This window comes from Kiloniella sp., assembly GCF_048270245.1.
In the GTDB taxonomy this organism is placed as follows: domain Bacteria; phylum Pseudomonadota; class Alphaproteobacteria; order Kiloniellales; family Kiloniellaceae; genus Kiloniella.
The window spans coordinates 477,220-498,638 of record NZ_JBLWTH010000002.1 but is presented as its reverse complement, the minus strand read 5'-3'; the positions used below and the strand labels follow the sequence as shown (position 1 = coordinate 498,638).

Sequence of the window (21,419 nt, the reverse complement as noted above, 5' to 3'; positions counted from 1 at the left end):
CTAGAGTGATAAGACTTTGTCAGCCCATCGTGCTAACAGGCCGGCTTTTTCAGTTTCAACAGGAGAGAGGCTTACAGGTTTATCCGAAATACTATGCTCGTTCTGTTTAGGGCGTGGCGGCAAATATTTATTTGTGGGTTTGTAATCAAGTTCTGCCATCAAATCAAAACCTTCACGCTCCGCCACAAGCTTGCTAACATCAGAGTTTGGATCGCCCAGGTCACCAAAAGATCGTGCACCAACCGGACAGGTCGAAACACAGGCGGGTACTCTGGATGCTTCGGGGAGGTTTTCGTTATAAATACGATCAACGCAGAGAGTACATTTTTTCATAATACCCACGTCTTCATCATATTCTCTGGCACCATAGGCGCAGGCCCATGAACATAGTTTGCAACCAATGCACTTATCCGCATCTACCAGAACAATGCCGTCTTCTTCGCGTTTATAGGATGCCCCTGTTGGACAAACCGTAACGCAAGGAGCATCATCACAATGAAGGCAGCTTTTGGGGAAATGAACGGTACGACTGTCGTTATCATCATCAACGACTTCGAAGCTATGGATACGGTTAAACCACACACCATTTGGATCGGCGCCGTAGGGATCCATATCCGTCAGGGGAGCAGAATGACCACCGGTGTTCCATTCTTTACAATTTACAGCGCAGGCGTGACAGCCGACACAGATATCAAGATCGATAACCAGACCGAGTTTCTTTTTGCTACCGTTTCGCGGAAGACAGGTCATGGTTTTTCTCCTGCTAATGTATCATCAGGCGTCGAGCCTTGTCGTCTTGGGACGTCGTCCCCAAAGTCAGCTCCGTAACGTAGAACAGCGATTTGTTCAGGGGCATTGGGGAGTGGGGCAAAAGCCTCAAACATTGGTTCTGTCGGGCCTTCTTCTTTCGCGTCGCACTTTTCAATACGTACTCTGAGATCATACCAAGCTGCCTGACCTGTAACGGGATCAGAGTTAGAGTAGCGATAGCCGTCTTTTCGTGGTGGAAGCAGTTCTGAGATGATATGGTTTAGCAAGAAGCCACGGTTAGATTCCGGTGCTTTATCATTCAGACCCCAGGCGCCTTTACGTTTACCGATAGCATTCCATGTCCAGATGGTATGAGGGTTAACGCCGCTCATCAATTTTACCTGTGTTTTCACGCGACCATGTGGTGAGATAACCCAGATCCAATCTTCGTTGACAATGCCATGTTGCCCAGCAGTTTCTTCATTGATGAACAGACGGTTTTGAGCTGTGATCTGTCTTAACCATGCATTTTGAGACCCCCAACTGTGATACATATGCATTGGACGTTGGGTCACAGCATGCAGAGGGTATTCTTTGCCATCCACAGCCTTTTCTTCCAAGGGCATGTACCAGATTGGAAGAGGATCAAATGTCTCGTCTATTCGGCTGCGCAGATCATCAGGCGGCTGGATGTCACCATGCCCCTGTGCCGCGAGACGGAATTTTTGCATGTGTTCGGAATAGATATGCATCACAATGCGTTCTGCATTGGGGATCCAGCCCATTTCATGGGATCGATCAAGATAAGAACGGTTAGCGAATTTATAATAGGATTGTTCTGGGGTGAATTCATCTGACCAGAAGCAACCGTTATCAATATATTTCTGCAATTGATCGGGGTTGGGATCTCCTTTCCCATGACTATTGCCATCTTTTCCACGCCAACCCGCAAGCGGTCCAACACCCGGTGTTCGTTCGTGGTTGGTGATGTAATCAGAATAGCCGCCGGGGTACATGGCGCTGCCGTCGTCTCTGGTCATGCCAGGTAAGCCAAGCCGTGCGCCCAGATCCAACAACACATCCTGGAATGGACGTACATCACGATCGGGTTTTATAACGGGTTGCCTGATGGAATCAGCGGGGCCATGTGCGCTACAGATTGGACGATCTAGTAGGGAAATCGCATCCCACCGTTCAAGATAGGTCGTGTCGGGGAGAACAAGATCTGCATAAGGCACCATCTCGGAATGGTAGGCATCTGAATAGATGATCTTGGGGATTTTGTAACTACCGTCATCGTTTTTATCGGTGAGATATTTAATTGTGCCGGGCACATTCATTGAGCTGTTCCAGCTCATATTCGCCATATACATGAAAAGTAAATCCACAGGATAGGGATCACCTTTCCAAGCATTATGAATGACCATGTGCATCATGCCATGAGAGGCTAGTGGGTATTCCCAGCTGTAGGCTTTGTCTATGCGTTTTGGTGTGCCATCGGGTTCAACCAGCAAGTCTTCTGGTCCCGTCGGGAACCCAAGCGGCATGCCGGGTAACGGTGTGTTGGCGATGGAATCATGACCAGCAGGTTTTGGTCCCGGAGGACAGGGGCGCGGGAAGGGTGGCTTGTGTCTAAAGCCACCGGGAACATCAATCGAGCCCAATAGCATTTGAAGGACATGAATGGCGCGACAGGTATGGAAACCATTTGAATGGGCTGAAATTCCGCGCATGGCATGCATGGAAACGGGCCGTCCGATCATTTTATCTTGTTTACGTCCGGCCCAGTCTGTCCAGGATACATCCAGCTCGATTGTCTCTTCGAAAGCAACATGCGCAATCTCTGCTGCAATACGGCGAATGTTTGCTGCGCTGTAGCCAATTTGTTCTGCTATGGCTTCTGGCGCGTACTGAGGATCTAGATAACGATCAGCCATCAAGTGAAACGCCGGAACAGCCTTGCGGCCATCTGGCAACGTGAATTCACCAGCCAATGCTGGTTTCGCCTCGACGTTTGTTGATGAGACGAGCTTTTTTGTCTCGGCATCATAACATAGCGGATTTCCCTCGGCATCGCGGGCAAAAAGACCGTCATTTGCAGCGCCGGGATCTTGTATGACAAGCCAAGGGGCATTTGTGTAACGGGTTATGTAAGTCCAGTCGATCTTCTCTGCCTTGAGCAGCTCATGAATGAGTGCAAAGACAAAGAGACCATCTGTCCCCGGGCGAATGCCGATCCATTCGTCGGCGATGCCGGAATACCCCGTGCGAACCGGATTTACAGAAACAAACTTGGTTCCTTTGCGGGTTTTTAGTTTACCCAACCCAATTTTGATCGGGTTGGAATCATGGTCTTCTGCAACGCCGAACATTAAAAGGTATTTTGTATGATCCCAGTCGGGTTCTCCAAATTCCCAGAAAGACCCTCCGGCGCTATATAAACCAGCAGCAGCCATATTGACGGAACAAAATCCACCATGGGCGGCAAAGTTTCTAGTGCCAAATTTTCCAGCCCACCAGCCAGTCAAACTTTGTGATTGGTCTCGACCAGTGAAAAAAGCGAGCTTTGAGGGATCTTTTGCTCTGATCTCCCCAAGCCATCCCCCGGCAAGTTCAAGAGCTTCTTCCCACTCAATTTCTTTGAACTCACCCGATCCACGCTCGCCTGTCCTCAGAAGTGGTTTTTGTAAACGGGCAGGGGAATTGTGTTGCATAATCCCGGCAGAACCTTTGGCGCAAAGGACGCCTTTGTTTACTGGGTGATCGGGATTGCCCTCGATATAACGGATCTGATCACCACGGAGGTGTACCTTGATGCCACAGCGGCAGGCGCACATATAACATGTCGTGGTCTTAACTTCGTCCGATACATGCGGGGAAGTATCAACTTCCTCTTGTTTGGACGTGGGGAAGAAGCCCATAAATCATCTCCAATTTGACGCTATCCTGTTGTGATTTTTATTTTTTTGAGTTTTTTTAAGTAACTATAGATTGTTATATTTTATTAAATCTACATTTTTTTTACGTAATATGGGCAACAATATCAGCCAGTGCCATTGAAGCAAGACGTGCAGCAGGGGGATCAGCACGGCTGGTTAATATGATGGGAACACTTGCCCCTAGTACAATTCCGGCGGCACACGCACTGTCACAATAAACAAGCTGTTTGAACATGGCGTTCCCGGTTTCTATGTTTGGAACCACCAGAATATCCGCTTTGCCGGCAACGGGGTTATCAATGCCTTTGATATGAGCGGCCTTTGGGGAAATGGCATTATCCAGAGCCATGGGGCCAAAAACAAAGGCGTCTAAAACTTCGTCCTTCGCCCATTCTGTTAATGTCGCGGCATCTGTACTCGACGGCATTTGTGGGTTTACTTCTTCTGTGGCCGAGAGGATCGCAACTTTGGGTTTTCTGTTGCCAAGTGCGTGCATCATTTCAACTGAATTCTGAATGATTGCTTTTTTTGTTTCCAAGTCCGGCGCAATGTTAACGGCTGCATCTGTAATAATCATGGTACGATCAGAACCCGGAACTGACATGTAGAATGCATGTGATAGGCGCCGCCCGGTTCTGAGGCCAGTTTCACGGTTTACGATGGCTTTCATAAAAACGTCGGTATGGATTTGGCCTTTCATTATTGCGTTTACGTTTCCAGATCGCGCAAGAAATACCGCTTTTTTGGCTGCAGTTTCTTCATCTACTGCGTGGTGAATTTCGATTTTTGATAGGTCCCACCCCATATCTTTTGATAATTGGGATATGATTGACTGATCACCCACGAGAACAGGCTCTACCAATCCTGCCTTTTGGGCGAGGTGGGCGCTTTCCATAGCGATGGGGCTGGTTGCATTGACGATAGCTGTACGTGCTGGCGCATATTGAGCAGCATTATGCAGCAATGCATTGGGGCATTCTATTGGCTGCTGACTCAACATGAATTGTTCCTCGTTTGTTAAATAATGCCAGTCAATTAACCGAAGAACTCTCTGATTGATTCTCAGAGCTTTGCTTGGGTAATTTAACGGAATAAGTTGCGAGGTAATTCTTTCCAGTCTTAGAGGTTGAGGATAGCTCCATTTGGACCCATTCGATGAGTCCAACAGGAGTCCAAAAATTTGGCTTCGTTTATCTGCTATCTATTTGTATTGCCGGGGGGATGTCTTTTTCTCTCTAAGCATCCGGTCAATTGTTTTTCCCAACCGCTTGATTCCATGTTCTATTTTTGCATTTTCGATAGAGGTGAAACCGATGCGAATATGTGTGTCCGGCGCGGGTGATTCCAGAAAGAAAGGCATTCCTGATTCTATTAATACCCCATCTTTGTAAGCTTCTTTGACGAGCAAATTTGCGCTTATACCTTCGGGTATTTTTATCCAGTAAGATGTCCCCCCGGAAGAATGGGAATAGCTACATTCAGGGATATAGGTTTTTAATGCTTTGTGAACAGAATTCCATCTGTTGTGCCATTTACGACGCAGGCTATAAATAAGACTGTCGTAGTATCCAAGCGATAGGAAAAGCGCCACGGTACGCTGATTGTTACTGGGGGTGTAACGGACAACCAGTCTGCGGTAAAATTTAAGTTCTTCAATAAGTTCGGGTGCTGCGACGATGTATCCAATGCGCAGGCCCGGAAAAAGAGTTTTAGAGAGACTACTGGTATAAATAACTCGGTCGCTTGTATCTAATGCCTTTAGAGCAGGGCTCGCAGATTTGAAATAGTTAATTTCGTTCTCATAATCATCTTCGATAATGAGAAAGTCCTGTTCATTGGCTTTTTCCAAGAGGAGATTTCGCCTAGAAAGAGGCATGGTAATCGTCGTCGGGCATTGGTGGCTCGGCGTTACAAAAACATAGTTACAATCATTCAAATGATCATCAACGACCATCCCTTTCTCGTCCACTGGGATTGCGGTAATATTTGGTGTGAAAAGCCGCATAATATTTTTTGCGTCTGGGTACCCGGGATTTTCAATACCAACACGCGTATGTTGCCGGACAAGTAAACCGGCGAGAAGGTACAATGCGTTTTGTCCCCCTAATGTGACGAGAATGTGATCGCTGGATACATGGATGCCGCGGGCAGGAAGCAATCTGGTTCTTATCTGTTCGATCAGTTGGGGATCGTCATAAATTTTATCATCATGAATCCAGTCCGCCATATCCCGTGTACTCAGGGCAAGCCTGCTACATTCACGCCAGGCAGTAAGGGGAAAAAGGCGTTTGTCTGGCTGGCCATAAACAAAAGGAAAAGGAATGTCTTGCCAATCTTTGGGAAGATTCAGGTAATGTTGTTCTGAAGGACGCATAAAAAAGCGGTTGGTCCATTCCGGTTTTTCATATTCGGGTTGTTCAGACGCTTTTGCTTCTTTTCTAGAAAGTTTGGATTGCTCTAAGCTTTCCACAAACTCTTCATTGACGAAAATACCACTTCGTTCACGTGTGACGAGATAACCATCATCAGTCAGCCCTTGATAAACCAGAATAGCTGTATTTCTGGATACCCCCAAATCATTGGCTAATTTTCTGCTGGAAGGTAATTTAAATCCAGCAGGCAAAGTGCTATTCAAAATAGCATTTAGAATAGCGCGGCGAAGCTGACTTTGAAGAGACTCTCTGCTCTTCTTTTCTAAATGAAAAAGGATATCACTCGCCAATTCTTATTCCCCCTGACACAAGACTCGAGATCAAAATTCGTTTTAAACATCTCTAAATTATTGGGTGTTAATCTAGGCCATCTTTTCCTAAAGCATAGCATGCTTCTGGACTGGACTCACTAATATATTGAATTGGCCCTATTTAGAGTATGGTTGTCCCCAAATAATGTTGTCTTTTAGTGGTTTATAAAACCTGACAGGAGATAGATGTGTCTGATACAGAGATTAATGCAGAGATTGATGTGGATGATGTCGTCGAAAAAACATCAGGTAAAAAGCAGGTTTTAAAAGTAAAAACAAAACTTATGTTGGCAGTTGGTAGTATTGTTTCCACAACGCTGCTCGCTAGCTTGGTCAGCTGGTTGTCTTTTAATGGTGTAAGTAGTGCTTTCGAGCAAATATCAAAGAAAAGTATTCCTCAAATGTCGATTGCTTTAGAGCTTTCGGAAACTGCTACGAACATTGCGTCATCGGCACCTGCTCTTATCACGGTTAAGTCCCAACAGGAAAAAAACGACGTCTTTGCTTCTCTTCAGGAAAAGGAAGCTTTGCTTGATGATTTGATTGTTGCATTGAATGAAAGCGGCTTTGATCCAGAGACAAGTAAACTCCTTGAGCAAACGTCTGCAGACTTAAAAGGTAATTTGTCGGGATTGAATTCCTCAGTTGCTCAACAATTAGATCTCAATACACGTAGTCTTGCATTGATGAGCGAACTTTTGGCGACTAAGCGTGAGTTCGACGGGATTGTCGGTCCTTATCAAGAAGCGGCTAGGAAAACCGTTGAAGATACGATCGATGCCTCTTTTGGTAGCACGGACGTTACGAATCAGTTAATTGAAATTCTGATATCTGTCACACGAAGTCAGGTTTCGTCTTCGCTGCAAGTTGATACCAATCAGATTTTTTCTTTACTTGCAGAAGTCGCGACATACCAGGAACAAGACCGTATTGAAGTCGCAGAGACAGAAGTCAAAGAGGCAGCGAGAAGAAATAAAGATAATATATCTCTTATCAGTGATGATATATCGCAAGAAGCAATTAAAATTAGAGAACTCGCGAAAAAAATAGATGCGTTATTATTAGGTGAAGAGAATGTCTTTTCGTTGCGAATTGCTCAAATCTCGGAAAATAAAAATTCTAACCAACTTCTGATTAATAATGCAGCGCTTTCTCATGCTCTCAAAAACTTGGTAGATAAGATTGCGGGATCAGCTGAAGATGGCGCAATCTCGTCTGTTACGCTTTCAAGTAAAGCGGTTACGGATGGAAAAATATGGCTTTTGGTCATTCTTGGAATCTCTGTCGCACTTGCCGCAGCCGTAATGTATTTTGTCGTGAGTAAAATGATTATTTCCCGATTAGTATCCCTGTCTGAGGCGATGAAAGAAATATCCGAAGGGGATCTGTCCATTGAAGTGCCAACGGGCCAACAAGATGAAATTGGTGAAATGGCTTCTGCACTGAATGTTTTCAAAGAAAATGCGCAGCATGTTGAACGCTTGCGCAAAGAGCGCGAAGAAGCAAAAGCCATTGCTGAACAAAAACGCAAAGAGGAAATGGATGCACTTGCTGATCAGTTTAATATCCGAGTGAAGGGAATTGTTTCTAGCGTTCAAACGTCAGTTTCTCAACTTGGTCAAACAGCTCAACAAATGAATGCGACGGCAACTCAGGCACAAAATAAGTCATCACAAGCATCAGAGGCATCTTCCGATGTTTCCGTAAACGTGGAATCTGTTGCCGCAGCCTCTGAAGAATTAACGGCTTCTATCGAAGAGATTAGCCGTCAAACATCAATGGCTGCAACAGCTTCGAGAGAGGTCAGCACAGATGCTCAGGCAACAAACCGTGCCGTAGATAGCCTTTCAGACGCCGCAGAGAAAATTGGTGCAGTTGTAGATTTGATTAGTGAAATTGCTGATCAGACAAATTTACTTGCCTTGAATGCAACAATCGAAGCTGCAAGAGCAGGGGACGCAGGTAAAGGCTTTGCTGTGGTCGCATCAGAGGTGAAAAATCTCGCCACTCAAACAGGAACTGCGACAGACGATATCTCTTCTCAGGTAACAACGATTAGAGATACCGTAAGTGTTGCTGCGGATGCGATTACTAAAGTGACTAAGGCGGTAGGTAATGTGGATGAGATTACAGCTGGTATTGCTGCAGCGGTTACAGAACAGACGTCCGCGACGGGTGAAATGTCTCGTAATGTCAGATTGGCTGCGGATGGAACCAGTAGAGTCTCTAAAAACATAAGTGATGTTATGCGAGCTTCTGAAGAGACAGGCCAAGCCGCTGGTGTTGTTCTTACATCCTCAGAACAGTTGACTGCAGAACTATTGTCTTTATCGAAAGAAGTAGATGATTTTATGCTAGAGATACGTAAATAAATACAAGGCCAACTTTCTTTGCTTACTTCTGATCACCCCCTTGATGTTGGACTCATATAGTTTTTCCTGTTGGTACTATAATCCACAGCTAATTCATTTACCGTAATATCTGAAAATCATGAGGAGTACTTTGAGTTAAACAAATGAATTAAGATATTCGAATGAATTGATTAGGTAATTATTCTGAATAAAAATGCAGATTTAATTACTAACAGGTTCCTGAGATATTTTTGGGTTTAAGAAATACCCTGTTGATAAATAGATTTAGGAATAATCATCAAAATGATGTATTTTAGTTCTCGTGGCTCTTAAAGGATTACTTCTTTTGTGCTCTGTTTCTTGGTTTATAAATAAGTGAAACGGGGCGAGTACTTTAACTGTTTTATCGTTGTTGATGCCAGTTTCCACATCCCTTTTTCTGGCTCTTCAAAGGTAAGAAAATAGTCAACGTTTGAATTGATTTAGATAATAAGTCTAAAAAATCAGTTCTACTGATTGATAAGTACAACTGGTCGTTCAGTTTTATTGTGAATGATTATGTATGAGGAGCGAAAAATGGGTTTTGCCCAAGAGCAAAATGTCATTCGGGGATTTTCTTAGTGATGGCAGGCGCTTTATCAAGAAAAATACTTATTCAGCCTTTTTGGTGTACCCGCTTCTTTACAGAGCTTATGCGTTTTTTATCGTTCTCAATCATAATCAAACTGTTTGCTTTGAAAGAAAGCCAGTTATTTCGCGCGTTTACAATCCAATCTCAGGGAGGTGCCGAGGAAAGTCTATCTTTTAAAGTTAACCTTAAGTGAAGTTTAAAGTCATAAACATTAACCAGCCATGAGTTGCAAACAATTGCACATTCAGGTCTGTGAACAGGGACCCTCCTCGTTGATAAGATGAAGGAGAATGGGAGAAAAAAATGACAATACTTAAAAAAACTACAGTAAGCCGTCGTAAAGTTCTAAAAGGTGCTGCAATCGCTGGCGCTTCAACATTGGCAGCGCCCGCATTTATCAAAAGTGCGCTTTCCTCATCAGGAGAGCTGAATGTGATGATGTGGTCCGATTACCTTCCCGAAGAATTTAAGGAAGCGTTCAAGAAGGAAACCGGGATTACAATCAATCATACTGGTGTTGGGTCTAACGAAGAAATTATCAATAAACTTCGAGCGACTCGCGGCCGTGGTTTTGATGTTATTTCGCCGACAAACATGCGTGCACAACAGTGGCAACCCCTTAACCTGTTGCAGCCTTTTGATATGAACAAAGTTAAGGTTGACCGTGTTAACGCAGCAATGGCTAAAGTGGGTGAAACTGACTGGAATTTTGATGGGAAAGGGTCTCATTGGCTCCCTCAGTTATGGGGAACCGAGGCCGTTGCATGGCGTACAGATAAATGGACACCTGAAGGTGGCGTACCTAGTTATGGCGATCTTTGGAAAGATGGTGGTGAAAATACAATGATGGGCCGCCCGCATTCTATGATGCTTGGTGCTGGTCTTTACATGGAAACCATTGGTGAACTTGCGCCAGGTGATGTGAAGCGTGCTTACAATAGCGAAGATGATATGAAAGAGGTGTGGTCCAAGATCACCAAATTCTGTATTGATCGCAAAGCAAACGTCAAAAAATTCTGGAATGATGCTGATGGCCAAAAAAATGGCCTGATGCAAGAAGACGTTATTATGGGGCAAACTTGGGATGGTCCGATCCTTGCGCTTAAGGGTGAGGGAAATCCGGTTCAGTATCAGGCTCCAAAAGAAGGTGCTTTGGCTTGGGTTGACGGTATTGCTATGCCAAAAGGCGCCAAGAACATTGACCAAATTTATGCCTTCTTGGAGTTCTCATATCGCCCTGAAAATGGTGGACTGACGGCGAATTTGACCGGATATAACTCTGCTGTGATAGGTGCCGATGCACATCTTTCTGAAGAGTCCAAAAAGAACTTTGCTGAAGCTTATCCGGGCGATGCTTTGGATAACCTCTTTGCGTGGCCTGCTGAACCAACTTGGTATGCACAGCTTCGTACAGAGTTCCGCGATAAATTCGTGGCAGCTTAACCTGTAGGTGAGTTCGGTAAGGGGCACAGAATTTTCTGTGCCCCTCTTCATCCTTAAAATAATTATTTTCGGGATTTTATCTTTCCCGAGAGAGTGGTCGTGGGGTCCTCATGAGCTCAGGTGTAGATTTAGAACATGTAACAATCCGTTTCGGTGATTTTACCGCTGTAGACGATGCTAATTTAGCAATTAAAAAGGGTGAGTTTTTCAGTTTTCTTGGCCCATCCGGTTGTGGTAAAACAACAATTTTACGTGCTGTGTCAGGCTTTAACGAGCCCACAGAAGGAACAATCCGTATCAATGGAAACGATATGCGAGGTATTGGACCGAACAAGCGTCCAACGGCATTAATATTCCAAAATTTAGCCCTTTTTCCATTGATGTCTGTGGCTGATAATATTGCCTTTGGCTTAGAAGTCGAAGGCGTGAAATACACTGAACGCCGTCGTCGAGCTGAAGAGCTTCTTGATCTTATTGCTCTCTCAGGACAGGGAGACAAAATGGTCTCTGAATTGTCCGGGGGACAAAAGCAGCGTGTAGCAATAGCCCGTGCGTTAGCTGTTGAGCCTGAAGTTTTACTTCTTGATGAACCGTTATCGGCACTGGATTTAAAACTACGTCAGCATATGCGCAGTGAGTTGAGAAATATACAACAACGTGTCGGCATTACCTTTATTTATATTACGCATGATCAAGGCGAAGCCCTCACCATGTCAGATCGTATTGCTGTTATGTCTGCAGGCGTTATTGAGCAGGTAGGTGATGGTAGTACAATTTATAACGAACCAGAGACAGCATTTGTTGCCTCATTCGTTGGCGAAAATAACCCATTCTACGGTAAGGTTGTTAAGGTTGACGGTGACTATGCCCAGATCAAAAACAAGTTTGGTCTGCTCAGAGGGCGTAACACTCAGGACATGAATGTGGGCGACGCCGCTATTTTGTTCGTGCGGCCAGAAGCTCTTTCGCTTGTTGAAGAAGGTACTACCCGTACTGAAAATGTTATCGAAAGTACGATACTTGCTGAAGAGTTTGAAGGCCCTTCGATCCATATTCATATGGAAGGGGAGACAGACAAACGGATATCGTTTGCTGTTAATAATGAGGGTAAAGGAACGCACTTAAAGGTAGGGGATACAACAAAAATTTACTTTGATGTTGATCGAGCGATTGTTCTTCCTGAAGGAGATCTTGCTGATGAGTGATGAATTGCAAAGTTTGAATCTACCGTATTTTGCTATCTTTGTAACATTTTTTCTTGCGGTTCTCTCATCTCTATTGGTGGTAGCGCCAGCTCAAAGAGGCATTTCTGTTACTTGGGATTATCTGAAACAAGTTAAATTTATTGAACGAAATGGTATCGTTGTCTCAACTTATATTGTCGTTGCTGTGACACTGTGGGTTGTTGTGATGATTGTTGCCCCGCAGTTCTTTATGGTTGAACTTTCATTCCATGATGGGACGGTTGCTGCGGATGTAGGGTATGATTACTCTCAAACTCCTTATACCTTTAACAATTATAGCTATGCGGTTTTTGGCAGTGGTAGTGATGATAGTTACTTTAATGTTCTGCATCTAAAAGTTTTTCTGAGAACAATCATCGCATCAGTTTGTATTACACTGTTAGCCTTTGTGCTTTGTTATCCTATTGCCTATTACATGGCGCAGACTGCCAAAGGCGGAACAGTACGGTTACTTTTAATTTGTTTGGTGTTACCTTTTTGGGTGAATGAAATTCTCCGCGCCTTTGCATTTAGAATTTTATTTGGATCCAGTGGTGTGATTAATTCCTTCCTAATAGGCAGCGGTATAATTGACGAACCATTTGATTTTGTAAAAGCGGATATCGCGATGTATGCAGGTTTAAGTTATGCATATATTTTGTTGATGATCTTCCCAATCTACAACGCAATTGAAAGCCTAGATCATAATCAGATTGAAGCAGCGAGAGATCTTGGGTCTTCATGGTCTCGTATACATTATCGTGTTGTCATGCCCTATGCTAAACCGGGTATAGCATCTGGCTGTACGATGGTATTCATGTTAACCGCTGGGGCATTGGCTGCGCCTCAAATTCTGGGGGGGCCAAGTAGTCTGTGGTTTACGCAAATTATAACGAACTGGTTTAATCTTGGTGATTGGACACGTGGGTCAGCATACGCATTTCTATTTTTGTTATCATGTATTGTGTTTGTTCTCACAGTCATGAAGTATTTCAAGGTTAATTTAGGGGAGTTAGCTAAATGACTTCTGATCTTATTCAAAAATATTTGGTGCGATTTTATATTGCGATGTTCTTCTTGTACTTGTTTGGTCCGTTAATTCTAATGGGGATGACAGCATTTAATACGCCAAAATTTCCAACGGCTATTCCTTTTCAGGAAGGGACGCTCGAATGGTTTACTGTTTTATCAAATGATAAAACCATCATCGAAGGACTTCAGAATTCGTTATTAGTAGGATTAGGGGTTATTTGTTTGTCTGTGCCTATTGGATTGGCGGCAGCTTTATTGATGTCGCAAGTTCATAGCAAAGTACAGCCAATTTATTATACAATTGTTGTGTCTCCTCTTTTAACACCCGGTGTTATTATTGGTATCTCGACATTGGTTTTTTGGGATAAAATTGGCACAATTCAAGGTCAGGATTATGAGGCGTTTTACTACAACCCTTACTTCTTAACAATTGTTGGTCAATCCACTTTCGTTTCTGCCTATTGCATGTTGATTTTCTTGTCTCGGTTACAAAGATTTGATCGAACATTGGAAGAAGCAGCTTTGGATTTAGGAGCTACCAATGTTCAAGTTTTCAAGAAAATAATGTTGCCGTTTTTAAAACCGGCAATTGGTTCGGCAGCCGTGTTAGCTTTTCTAACAAGTTTTGAAAACTACAATACAACTGTCTTTACGATGACAGAGGGAAAAACGTTAACAACTGCATTAGCAAGTAAAGCTCGGTTAGGGACAGATCCTTCTCTTAGTGCTTTAGCTGTTGTGATTGTCGGGATTACCTTGGTAGGCGTTACTTTCCACGAAATTTATCGTCGACGTGAAGTTCGAAGAGATGAATTAGCGGCGGAAGCTGCAAAAAGAGCCGCTGATATGGCAGATAAAGGAATGGCTCCAGTATAGTTAAGCTTGAGATATCTGGTAAAAGAAAATAGCGGTAAAGATTTAGATCTTTACCGCTATTTTGTTGGATATTATCAGGTTTTAAATCGCTTTAAGCGCCACCATTGCCAAAGTGATCACCGATAATCTCTTCCTTTGTATCAAGAGAGACATCTGAAACCGATTTAGTTGGTCCAGTTTGTTGCCAAGCAATCTTCCAAAAGAGTTCTTTTTCCATCCTGAGAATTTCGATGAATGCCTGATAATGTTTGATATCATAATAGGCCGTTGCAGTACCCTTTTTATGGTCACCATAAGGGTTCTGGGCATTCTGATCGCCATAGTCTTTGAATACAGCAAGCCCACAATCCTTACCCTTTTCATTTAATAATCGTATGATTATCTGTGATTTAGGTTTGTCAGCGGTAGATTTGGTGTTCAGAATCTGCACTGTATATTTCGAAATGCTATGTACGGTTGTTGGCATCATCGGCCTTTCCCCTGCAGTCATTCATATCAAGAATTTTATGCTTTTGAATTATTTTTAAATTCTGTGGCTTAAAATTCTAAGGTAAGCCGTGGAAGAATCACAGCGATTTATGCCGCATCCTATCATGTTACCACACAAGGCTCTATGGATGGTAAAATCTGGACTCACCAAATTGTAGTTTCTGGTTCAAGTGGTTTTATCAATTTGGCTCAACTGGAACTATAGCAGTAATGAGAACGCGTGTGACACTTCGATTAAGGAAAGCATCTACATAATGGCCCAGCTAGGTTATCCCAGCTAACTTGTTGAAGCCGGATTATCGGATAGGCCCAATCTGTTGGAACAGAATGGCCCTTTAGTGTTGGAAGTGAATCATGACATTAACAGAACAAATGAACGATTTTAGCGAGGTCATTGAAAATGACCGGGCTCATGTATGGCATCATATTAGCCAGCACAAACGCTATGAAACTGTTGACCCCCTTGTTATCATTGAAGGTAAGGGGATGAACGTTTGGGATGCCAAGGGTAAAAAGTATCTTGATGCTGTCTCTGGCGGTGTATGGACTGTAAATGTTGGGTATGGTCGGGAAACGATTGCCGATGCGGTGCGTGAACAGCTTGTGAAACTTAATTATTTTGCAAACTCGGCCGGTTCTATTCCCGGAGCAAATTTTGCCAAGGCCCTTATTGACAAGATGCCGGGTATGAGCCGGGTTTACTTTTCAAACTCAGGGTCTGAAGCAAACGAAAAAGCCTATAAGATCGTTCGCCAGATCGCGCATAACAAATACGGTGGGAAGAAACATAAAATTCTTTACCGGGATCGTGATTACCATGGCACAACCATTACAGCTTTAAGCTCTACTGGTCAGTTACAGAGGAAAGATCAATATGGACCCTTTACCCCAGGTTTTGTAGAGGTTCCTCATTGTTGCGAATATCGCTCTCAATACGGGGATGATGGTAATTATGGCGTAAAGGCAGCTCTTGCCATTGAAGAAGTCATTTTGCGTGAAGGCCCAGATACCGTCGGTGCCTTGGTTCTGGAGCCAATCACCGCTGGGGGCGGCGTGATTACACCACCAGAGGGCTATTGGGAAAAGGTACAGGAGATTTGTAAAAAATACGATATCCTGCTTCATATTGACGAAGTTGTCTGTGGTTTGGGGCGTACAGGTAAGTGGTTTGGGTATCAGCATTATGGGATCAAACCTGATATTGTCACCATGGCAAAGGGTGTTGCCTCTGGCTATGCAGCAATTTCCTGTACGGTGACGACAGAAGAGGTTTTTGATCAGTTCAAGAATAATCCTTCTGACCCCATGAGTTATTTTAGAGATATCTCTACCTTTGGTGGTTGTACTGCTGGCCCTGCGGCCGCGCTTGAAAATATGCGGATTATTGAGGAAGAAAACCTGCTCGATAATGTGACCAAGATGGGGGACTACCTTCTTGGAAAGCTTCATGAGCTTAAGGCAAAGCATGAAGTTATCGGGGATGTTCGTGGTAAGGGTCTTTTCTGTGGGCTGGAACTGGTGGTTGACCGTGAGACTAAGCAACCCGTTGATGAAAGCATTACGCAGGCTGTTGTCGGTGAATGTATGGCCCAAGGGGTGATTATTGGGGCAACCAATCGCAGCTTCAGAGAGTTTAACAATACGCTTTGTCTAAGTCCTGCGCTGATTTGTACAACAGAAGAATTGGATGAAATTGTCACAGCAATTGATAATGCTTTATCCAAAATCTGTAGATAGATTTAACAGGTCTCCTAAATGAAACTTTATCGGGGCTGGCCTTTGGGTTAGTCCCATTTTTTTATCGCTAATATTTGAGATATCTATTCCAAATTTAGCAAATTTTTTTGAAATAATTATCTTTTGATCACGCGTGCTAATCCTAGATTTTAAGAGGATTTTCCTCGTATTTTAAGGGCTTCAATTTACTGTAAAAAGATTCGTTAAAATCTGGTATCATAGATGGGTAAATCTGGACCTATGTGAAACAGAAAATAGTTGCTTTTCTGGAGACAGGACGAGCCTACGTTTTGCCCGGATCTTCAGTGCGAAAATTTAAAGATGTAAATTTACAAACTCTGAAAACAGGGCAAAACTTTAAAAGCAAAAGTCGAAACATATAAGCGGCTGGAATTGATCAATATTTTGGTCAATGCCTTTGAGAATTTTCTCTTAAATGATGAGAATAATTTTTGAAATAAGGATAGATAACAATGAAGATGACGACAGAAGAAGCTTTTGTAAAAGTTTTGCAAATGCACGGTATTGAACATGGTTTTGGAATCATCGGCTCTGCTTTTATGCCTATCTCTGACTTGTTTCCGAAAGCGGGCATCAAGTTCTGGGATGTCGCTCATGAAACGAATGGCGGCATGATCTGTGACGGTTACACACGGACAACCGGAAAAATCGGTATGTGTATTGCGCAGAACGGGCCAGGTATTACTGGATTTGTTACACCCATTAAAACGGCTTACTGGAACCATACGCCAATGCTTTTGGTGACCCCACAAGCTGCCAACAAAACGATCGGGCAGGGTGGTTTCCAGGAAGTTGAGCAGATGGCACTGTTTAAAGATATGGTTTGCTATCAGGAAGAAGTTCGCGACGCATCCCGTATGGCCGAGGTTCTGAACCGGGTTATTCAAAAAGCAAAACGGGGCTCTGCACCTGCCCAAATCAACGTACCACGTGATCTCTGGACGCAGGTTATTGATATTGAACTTCCACAGATGGTTGATATTGAATTGCCATCCGGTGGTGCAAATGCGATCTCAAAAGCGGCAGAGCTTTTATCTGGTGCCAAGTTCCCTGTTATTCTATCAGGTGCTGGGGTTGTTATCGGGAATGCAATTGCTGACTGTCAGGCCCTTGCTGAACGCCTTGATGCGCCAGTATGTAGTGGCTATCAGCATAATGATAGCTTTCCGGGAAGCCATCCTTTGGCCGCGGGACCTCTTGGATATAATGGCTCCAAAGCTGCGATGGAACTTATTGCAAAGGCGGATGTTGTCTTGGCATTGGGAACGCGTCTTAATCCGTTTTCTACTCTGCCGGGGTACGGCATTGATTACTGGCCAAAAGATGCAAGTATTATTCAAGTGGATATCAATTCGGATCGTATTGGTCTAACCAAGAAAGTCACCGTGGGTATTTGTGGTGATGCCAAACAGGTCGCACAGCAAATTCTGTCTCAACTGAGCCCGACTGCTGGTGATAACGGGCGGGAAGAACGCAAAGCGCTTATCCACCACACAAAATCATCATGGCTACAGGCTCTTAGTAGCATGGATCACGAGGACGATGATCCGGGGACAACCTGGAACGAAGATTCTCGTCGCCGTGATGCAGATCGTATGTCTCCGCGTATGGCCTGGCGTGCTATTCAAGAAGGATTGCCACGGGATGCCATCATTTCCAGTGATATCGGAAATAACTGTGCGATCGGTAATGCTTATCCGACTTTTGAGAAGGGCCGTAAATATCTGGCACCGGGCCTTTTTGGCCCTTGTGGCTATGGATTTCCGTCAATTATTGGCGCTAAGATCGGTTGCCCTGATACACCTGTCGTCGGTTTTGCTGGTGATGGTGCCTTTGGTATCAGCATGAATGAAATGACCTCTGTTGGGCGTGACGAATGGCCTGCGATTACGATGGTTATTTTCCGTAATTATCAGTGGGGCGCAGAGAAGCGTAATACGACCCTCTGGTATGACAACAACTTTGTTGGGACAGAGCTTGATCCGCACCTAAGCTATGCAAAAGTGGCAGAAGGTTGTGGTTTAAAAGGCGTTACTGTTCGTACACAGAGTGAGCTTACGGCAACATTGAAGGAAGCCACAGAAGCGCAAAAGGATGGGATTACTACCTTTGTTGAGGTTATCCTTAATCAGGAACTCGGTGAACCATTCCGTCGTGATGCCATGACTAAACCTGTTGAAGTCGCAGGTATTAACCCGGATGACATGCGACCACAGCAAGGCGTTTAATCGCCTTCTTGTAACTTTTATTCTGGTCCTGAGGTCACTTTGCTATCAAATTGATACAGGCTGTGATTTCGGGGCCAGAAGAAGTAAAGACCAAGTGAGAGAACACAACACTTGATTAAGACAAGAGTTGCTCTTGAAGGCATTTAATATTAAAACCAGCGCTGAAGCATTGCTGGTTGGATAGTCACTTGATTGCCGTCCTCCAGGTAGAGTATTCCCTGTTGAGGTAGCTCAAGGTGACAAACCTTTCCAAAAGAATTGATACATATCTTCAGGCTATACCTAGCCAGAGATTCCGGAAGCTTAAATGCTCTAACCTGTTGGAAGACGGGTATGTCGAACATAACGGACAGAAGCTTCTCAACTTTGCATCTAATGATTATCTTGGGTTAACACAGAATACAACAGTTAGAGAGCGTGCCGCAGAATGGGCAAAGGCCTATGGCTCTGGAACTGGTGCATCGCGATTGATAACAGGTAACCACTTTACCTATGACCTTATCGAGAAAAAGCTCGCGCAATTGAAGGGATCAGAATCTGCCCTGCTTTTGAATTCTGGGTTTCAGGCAAATTCCTCTGTTCTGGCTGCTTTGTTAAATACACGGCTCCATGGCGGGGTCGGTAAACCGGAAGTATTACTCTTCTGCGATAAACTAAATCATGCCAGCCTTCATTTTGGTATTCAGGCCTCAGACGCAAAACAAATCCGGTTCCGCCATAATGATCTGGGACATCTCGCGCAACTTTTGGAAAAGCACAAGAATAGTGAACAGGCCAAAATCATTGTCACGGAGAGTGTATTTTCCATGGATGGGGATCAGCTGGATGTTCCTGAAATCAGGTCGCTTGCAAAACGCTATGATGCCTTTCTGTATATAGATGAAGCGCATGCTACAGGTGTTTTAGGTACGAAGGGCATGGGACTTTGCGCCGGGGGGATCTCTGATAATGAGCTGATTATGGGCACCTGTGGCAAGGCGCTGGGAAGTTACGGGGCTTACGTAGCCTGTTCGCAGAGCATGAAAGAGTATCTCGTAAATTGTTGTAGCGGCCTCGTCTATGCAACGGCACTTCCGCCTCAGGTGCTGGGGGCCATTGATGCAGCTCTCGATCTTGTCCCAGAAATGGATGCCGAGCGTAGGCATTTAGCACATTGTAGCGATAATTTCCGAAGCCTTCTTAAAAACGAGGGCATAGACACGGGCCTGTCATCTACGCAAATTATTCCTGTGATTATTGGTCCTGACGAGGAGACTCTTGCGGTTGCTCATGATCTTGAGGAAAAGGGCTTCTTGGTTGGTGCTATTCGTCCGCCGACGGTGCCTGAAGGTTCTGGACGATTACGGGTTACATTAAGCTCTGTTCATACGGAAAAACAGGTAGAGAGTTTGGCGAAAGTAATCATTCAAAGCGTTGCAAACATTTCTGGTACAAAGGGCAAAGTGTGATGCGGATTGTATTCGTTCATGGATGGGGCTATGGCCCAGATATATGGCAATCCGTCGTGAAATTACTGGGATCCAATATTACATGTGATCAGGTTGACTTGGGTTTCTCTGGAACAGAACGTATCCCTCAAAGACATTATGATATTGCTGTCGGTCATTCTATGGGCTGTCAGTGGTTGTTGTCTCGGAATGACATTACGTGGGAAAAGTCGGTTTTTATAAATGGCTTTAGTCGTTTTTCTGCTTGCGATGATTTTCCAGAAGGTGTGCATCCCAAAGTTATTGAGCGCATGCTGCGCAAATTGCCTAAGGCCTCTAAGGATGTTTTGAGTTCTTTCCATAAATTATGTGATCCAGAAGGTAAAACGGATCACCGAACAATGGAAACGCCAGACTTATCCAAACTCACATGGGGACTTAATTTCTTGCGTGATCAAGATCAACGCTTGAATTTTACGGAGAAGAGTTCATATGTCTTGGCGGATAAAGATGATCAGGTTGTTACAGAGGCGATGACTGTTAAATTGTTTAAAGGCAATTCAGAATGGACTGAAGGCAAGGGGCATCTATTGCCTTTGACTGATCCCGGGGCATGTTGTTCTGTTATTAAACGGGCAATTGCTGATCTATGATAGAAGTTACCTGGAAAAAAGATTTAGCCAGACGTTTTGGTGCGGCGGCTCAAAGTTATGAAACGCAATCTGAAGTGCAACAAAAGTCCGCGAAAGTTTTAGCGGATCATATTGCAGCTAAAATTCACAACAAGAAACCCTTGCGTATATTGGAAATTGGCTGTGGGACAGGGTATTTAACTCGCGAACTTCTCAAGCTCTATCCTGATGCGCATTGGTGGGTTACCGATATCTCTGCTGACATGTTGGCCAAATGTCAGAGCTCTTTATCAGATAAAATTACAAATCCTGAATATAATCCAAATTTAAGCTCCTCTGGATTTACGCAGGCGGTTGATCTTTCCAAAATTCATTTCCATACCATGGATGGGGAAGCTGTTGATTTGGGTGGTCCGTTTGATTTGATTTGTTCTAATATGGCTTTTCAATGGTTTCATGATCTCGAAGGAACATTAGGAAAGCTAAGTGATCTTTTGGCTGCTGATGGGACGCTTGCTTTTAGCACGCTTTCGCAAGAAACGTTTGGATTGTGGCACAAGTGCCAAAGTGAATTGGGTATTGAAAGACTTGCTCCTGAGTTCCCCGATGCAGCTTTTTATCACGACTGTCTGAGCGGCTTACATGTTGATACGCGACAACAAAAATTTGTGCAGTGCCATAAGGATGGGTTGGATTTCCTGGGAACACTACGTGAGATCGGGGCACACTCAAGTCGCATTGGAAGGTCCCCTCTTAGCGTGAGACAGTTACGTACTCTACTAAAAAAATATGAAAGTTACTTTACAGACGCCCACATTGAAGCTGATTATGATGTGGTTTTTGTGCTGTGCAGCAAAAATATCGAGAACTGATATAACATCTATTGCGACAGGTGTT

The 21,419-nt window shown here is 44.1% G+C and carries 15 protein-coding genes; 10 read left to right on the top strand and 5 right to left on the bottom strand.

Features of this window, described 5'->3' with window-relative positions:
• The 4 genes from ACN0W5_RS07510 to ACN0W5_RS07495 form a co-directional block, all read right to left on the bottom strand.
• A complete protein-coding gene (locus ACN0W5_RS07510; RefSeq protein WP_417453525.1) occupies positions 1 to 750 on the bottom strand; it encodes a 4Fe-4S dicluster domain-containing protein in 750 nt (249 codons plus the stop codon).
• Positions 747 to 3,671: a molybdopterin oxidoreductase family protein gene (locus ACN0W5_RS07505; RefSeq protein WP_417453524.1), complete on the bottom strand. Its 2,925-nt coding sequence runs from the start codon at positions 3,669 to 3,671 to the stop codon at positions 747 to 749. The genes ACN0W5_RS07510 and ACN0W5_RS07505 overlap by 4 nt, the downstream gene beginning before the upstream one ends.
• 100 nt (positions 3,672 to 3,771) lie before the next feature.
• Positions 3,772 to 4,689: a bifunctional enoyl-CoA hydratase/phosphate acetyltransferase gene (locus ACN0W5_RS07500; RefSeq protein ID WP_417453523.1), complete on the bottom strand. Its 918-nt coding sequence runs from the start codon at positions 4,687 to 4,689 to the stop codon at positions 3,772 to 3,774.
• Positions 4,690 to 4,890: 201 nt separating this feature from the next.
• Positions 4,891 to 6,411 carry a PLP-dependent aminotransferase family protein gene (locus ACN0W5_RS07495; protein ID WP_417453522.1) on the bottom strand — a complete coding sequence of 507 codons (1,521 nt, stop codon included), beginning with the start codon at positions 6,409 to 6,411 and terminating at the stop codon, positions 4,891 to 4,893.
• Between the two features lie 209 nt (positions 6,412 to 6,620).
• On the opposite strand from ACN0W5_RS07495, the gene ACN0W5_RS07490 reads away from it, so the two are divergent.
• The 5 genes from ACN0W5_RS07490 to ACN0W5_RS07470 all read left to right on the top strand — a co-directional run bounded on the left by ACN0W5_RS07490 (position 6,621) and on the right by ACN0W5_RS07470 (position 13,988).
• Positions 6,621 to 8,804: a methyl-accepting chemotaxis protein gene (locus tag ACN0W5_RS07490; RefSeq protein ID WP_417453521.1), complete on the top strand. Its 2,184-nt coding sequence runs from the start codon at positions 6,621 to 6,623 to the stop codon at positions 8,802 to 8,804.
• A gap of 913 nt (positions 8,805 to 9,717) precedes the next feature.
• Positions 9,718 to 10,857 carry an extracellular solute-binding protein gene (locus ACN0W5_RS07485; protein WP_417453520.1) on the top strand — a complete coding sequence of 380 codons (1,140 nt, stop codon included), beginning with the start codon at positions 9,718 to 9,720 and terminating at the stop codon, positions 10,855 to 10,857.
• A gap of 110 nt (positions 10,858 to 10,967) precedes the next feature.
• Complete coding sequence (locus ACN0W5_RS07480; RefSeq protein WP_417453519.1) at positions 10,968 to 12,062, top strand: ABC transporter ATP-binding protein; 1,095 nt, start codon at positions 10,968 to 10,970, stop codon at positions 12,060 to 12,062.
• A complete protein-coding gene (locus ACN0W5_RS07475) occupies positions 12,055 to 13,104 on the top strand; it encodes an ABC transporter permease (protein WP_417453518.1) in 1,050 nt (349 codons plus the stop codon). The genes ACN0W5_RS07480 and ACN0W5_RS07475 overlap by 8 nt, the downstream gene beginning before the upstream one ends.
• A complete protein-coding gene (locus tag ACN0W5_RS07470; RefSeq protein ID WP_417453517.1) occupies positions 13,101 to 13,988 on the top strand; it encodes an ABC transporter permease in 888 nt (295 codons plus the stop codon). Before ACN0W5_RS07475 ends, ACN0W5_RS07470 begins: the two co-directional genes overlap by 4 nt.
• A 91-nt stretch (positions 13,989 to 14,079) precedes the next feature.
• Here ACN0W5_RS07470 and ACN0W5_RS07465 read toward each other — a convergent pair whose 3' ends face one another.
• The gene (locus tag ACN0W5_RS07465) at positions 14,080 to 14,457 is read right to left on the bottom strand and encodes a hypothetical protein (RefSeq protein ID WP_417453516.1); all 378 of its coding nucleotides are present in this window, start codon (positions 14,455 to 14,457) and stop codon (positions 14,080 to 14,082) included.
• Between the two features lie 374 nt (positions 14,458 to 14,831).
• Between ACN0W5_RS07465 and ACN0W5_RS07460 the strand changes: the two genes are divergently transcribed.
• From ACN0W5_RS07460 to ACN0W5_RS07440, 5 genes are all read left to right on the top strand, one after another.
• Complete coding sequence (locus ACN0W5_RS07460; RefSeq protein ID WP_417453515.1) at positions 14,832 to 16,214, top strand: aspartate aminotransferase family protein; 1,383 nt, start codon at positions 14,832 to 14,834, stop codon at positions 16,212 to 16,214.
• Between the two features lie 473 nt (positions 16,215 to 16,687).
• Positions 16,688 to 18,463, top strand: a complete 1,776-nt coding sequence (gene xsc, locus ACN0W5_RS07455) for a sulfoacetaldehyde acetyltransferase (RefSeq protein ID WP_417453514.1) — start codon at positions 16,688 to 16,690, stop codon at positions 18,461 to 18,463.
• A gap of 236 nt (positions 18,464 to 18,699) precedes the next feature.
• Entirely contained in the window at positions 18,700 to 19,911 is a 1,212-nt protein-coding gene (locus ACN0W5_RS07450) for an aminotransferase class I/II-fold pyridoxal phosphate-dependent enzyme (RefSeq protein ID WP_417453513.1), read from the top strand.
• Positions 19,911 to 20,543 (top strand): alpha/beta fold hydrolase, encoded by a 633-nt coding sequence (locus tag ACN0W5_RS07445; RefSeq protein ID WP_417453512.1) that lies wholly within the window; start codon positions 19,911 to 19,913, stop codon positions 20,541 to 20,543. The genes ACN0W5_RS07450 and ACN0W5_RS07445 overlap by 1 nt, the downstream gene beginning before the upstream one ends.
• Positions 20,540 to 21,394 (top strand): methyltransferase domain-containing protein, encoded by an 855-nt coding sequence (locus tag ACN0W5_RS07440; RefSeq protein ID WP_417453511.1) that lies wholly within the window; start codon positions 20,540 to 20,542, stop codon positions 21,392 to 21,394. The genes ACN0W5_RS07445 and ACN0W5_RS07440 overlap by 4 nt, the downstream gene beginning before the upstream one ends.
• Positions 21,395 to 21,419 lie beyond the last annotated feature (25 nt).

Excerpts from the sequence above, each read along its gene's own strand:
- ACN0W5_RS07440 (WP_417453511.1), top strand. The coding sequence starts at position 20,540 with ATGATAGAAGTTACCTGGAAAAAAGATTTAGCCAGACGTTTTGGTGCG.
- ACN0W5_RS07470 (WP_417453517.1), top strand. The coding sequence starts at position 13,101 with ATGACTTCTGATCTTATTCAAAAATATTTGGTGCGATTTTATATTGCG.
- ACN0W5_RS07500 (WP_417453523.1), bottom strand. The coding sequence starts at position 4,689 with ATGTTGAGTCAGCAGCCAATAGAATGCCCCAATGCATTGCTGCATAAT.
- ACN0W5_RS07465 (WP_417453516.1), bottom strand. The coding sequence starts at position 14,457 with ATGATGCCAACAACCGTACATAGCATTTCGAAATATACAGTGCAGATT.
- ACN0W5_RS07485 (WP_417453520.1), top strand. The coding sequence starts at position 9,718 with ATGACAATACTTAAAAAAACTACAGTAAGCCGTCGTAAAGTTCTAAAA.
- ACN0W5_RS07510 (WP_417453525.1), bottom strand. The coding sequence starts at position 750 with ATGACCTGTCTTCCGCGAAACGGTAGCAAAAAGAAACTCGGTCTGGTT.
- ACN0W5_RS07475 (WP_417453518.1), top strand. The coding sequence starts at position 12,055 with ATGAGTGATGAATTGCAAAGTTTGAATCTACCGTATTTTGCTATCTTT.
- ACN0W5_RS07480 (WP_417453519.1), top strand. The coding sequence starts at position 10,968 with ATGAGCTCAGGTGTAGATTTAGAACATGTAACAATCCGTTTCGGTGAT.
- ACN0W5_RS07445 (WP_417453512.1), top strand. The coding sequence starts at position 19,911 with ATGCGGATTGTATTCGTTCATGGATGGGGCTATGGCCCAGATATATGG.
- ACN0W5_RS07460 (WP_417453515.1), top strand. The coding sequence starts at position 14,832 with ATGACATTAACAGAACAAATGAACGATTTTAGCGAGGTCATTGAAAAT.
- xsc (WP_417453514.1), top strand. The coding sequence starts at position 16,688 with ATGAAGATGACGACAGAAGAAGCTTTTGTAAAAGTTTTGCAAATGCAC.
- ACN0W5_RS07505 (WP_417453524.1), bottom strand. The coding sequence starts at position 3,671 with ATGGGCTTCTTCCCCACGTCCAAACAAGAGGAAGTTGATACTTCCCCG.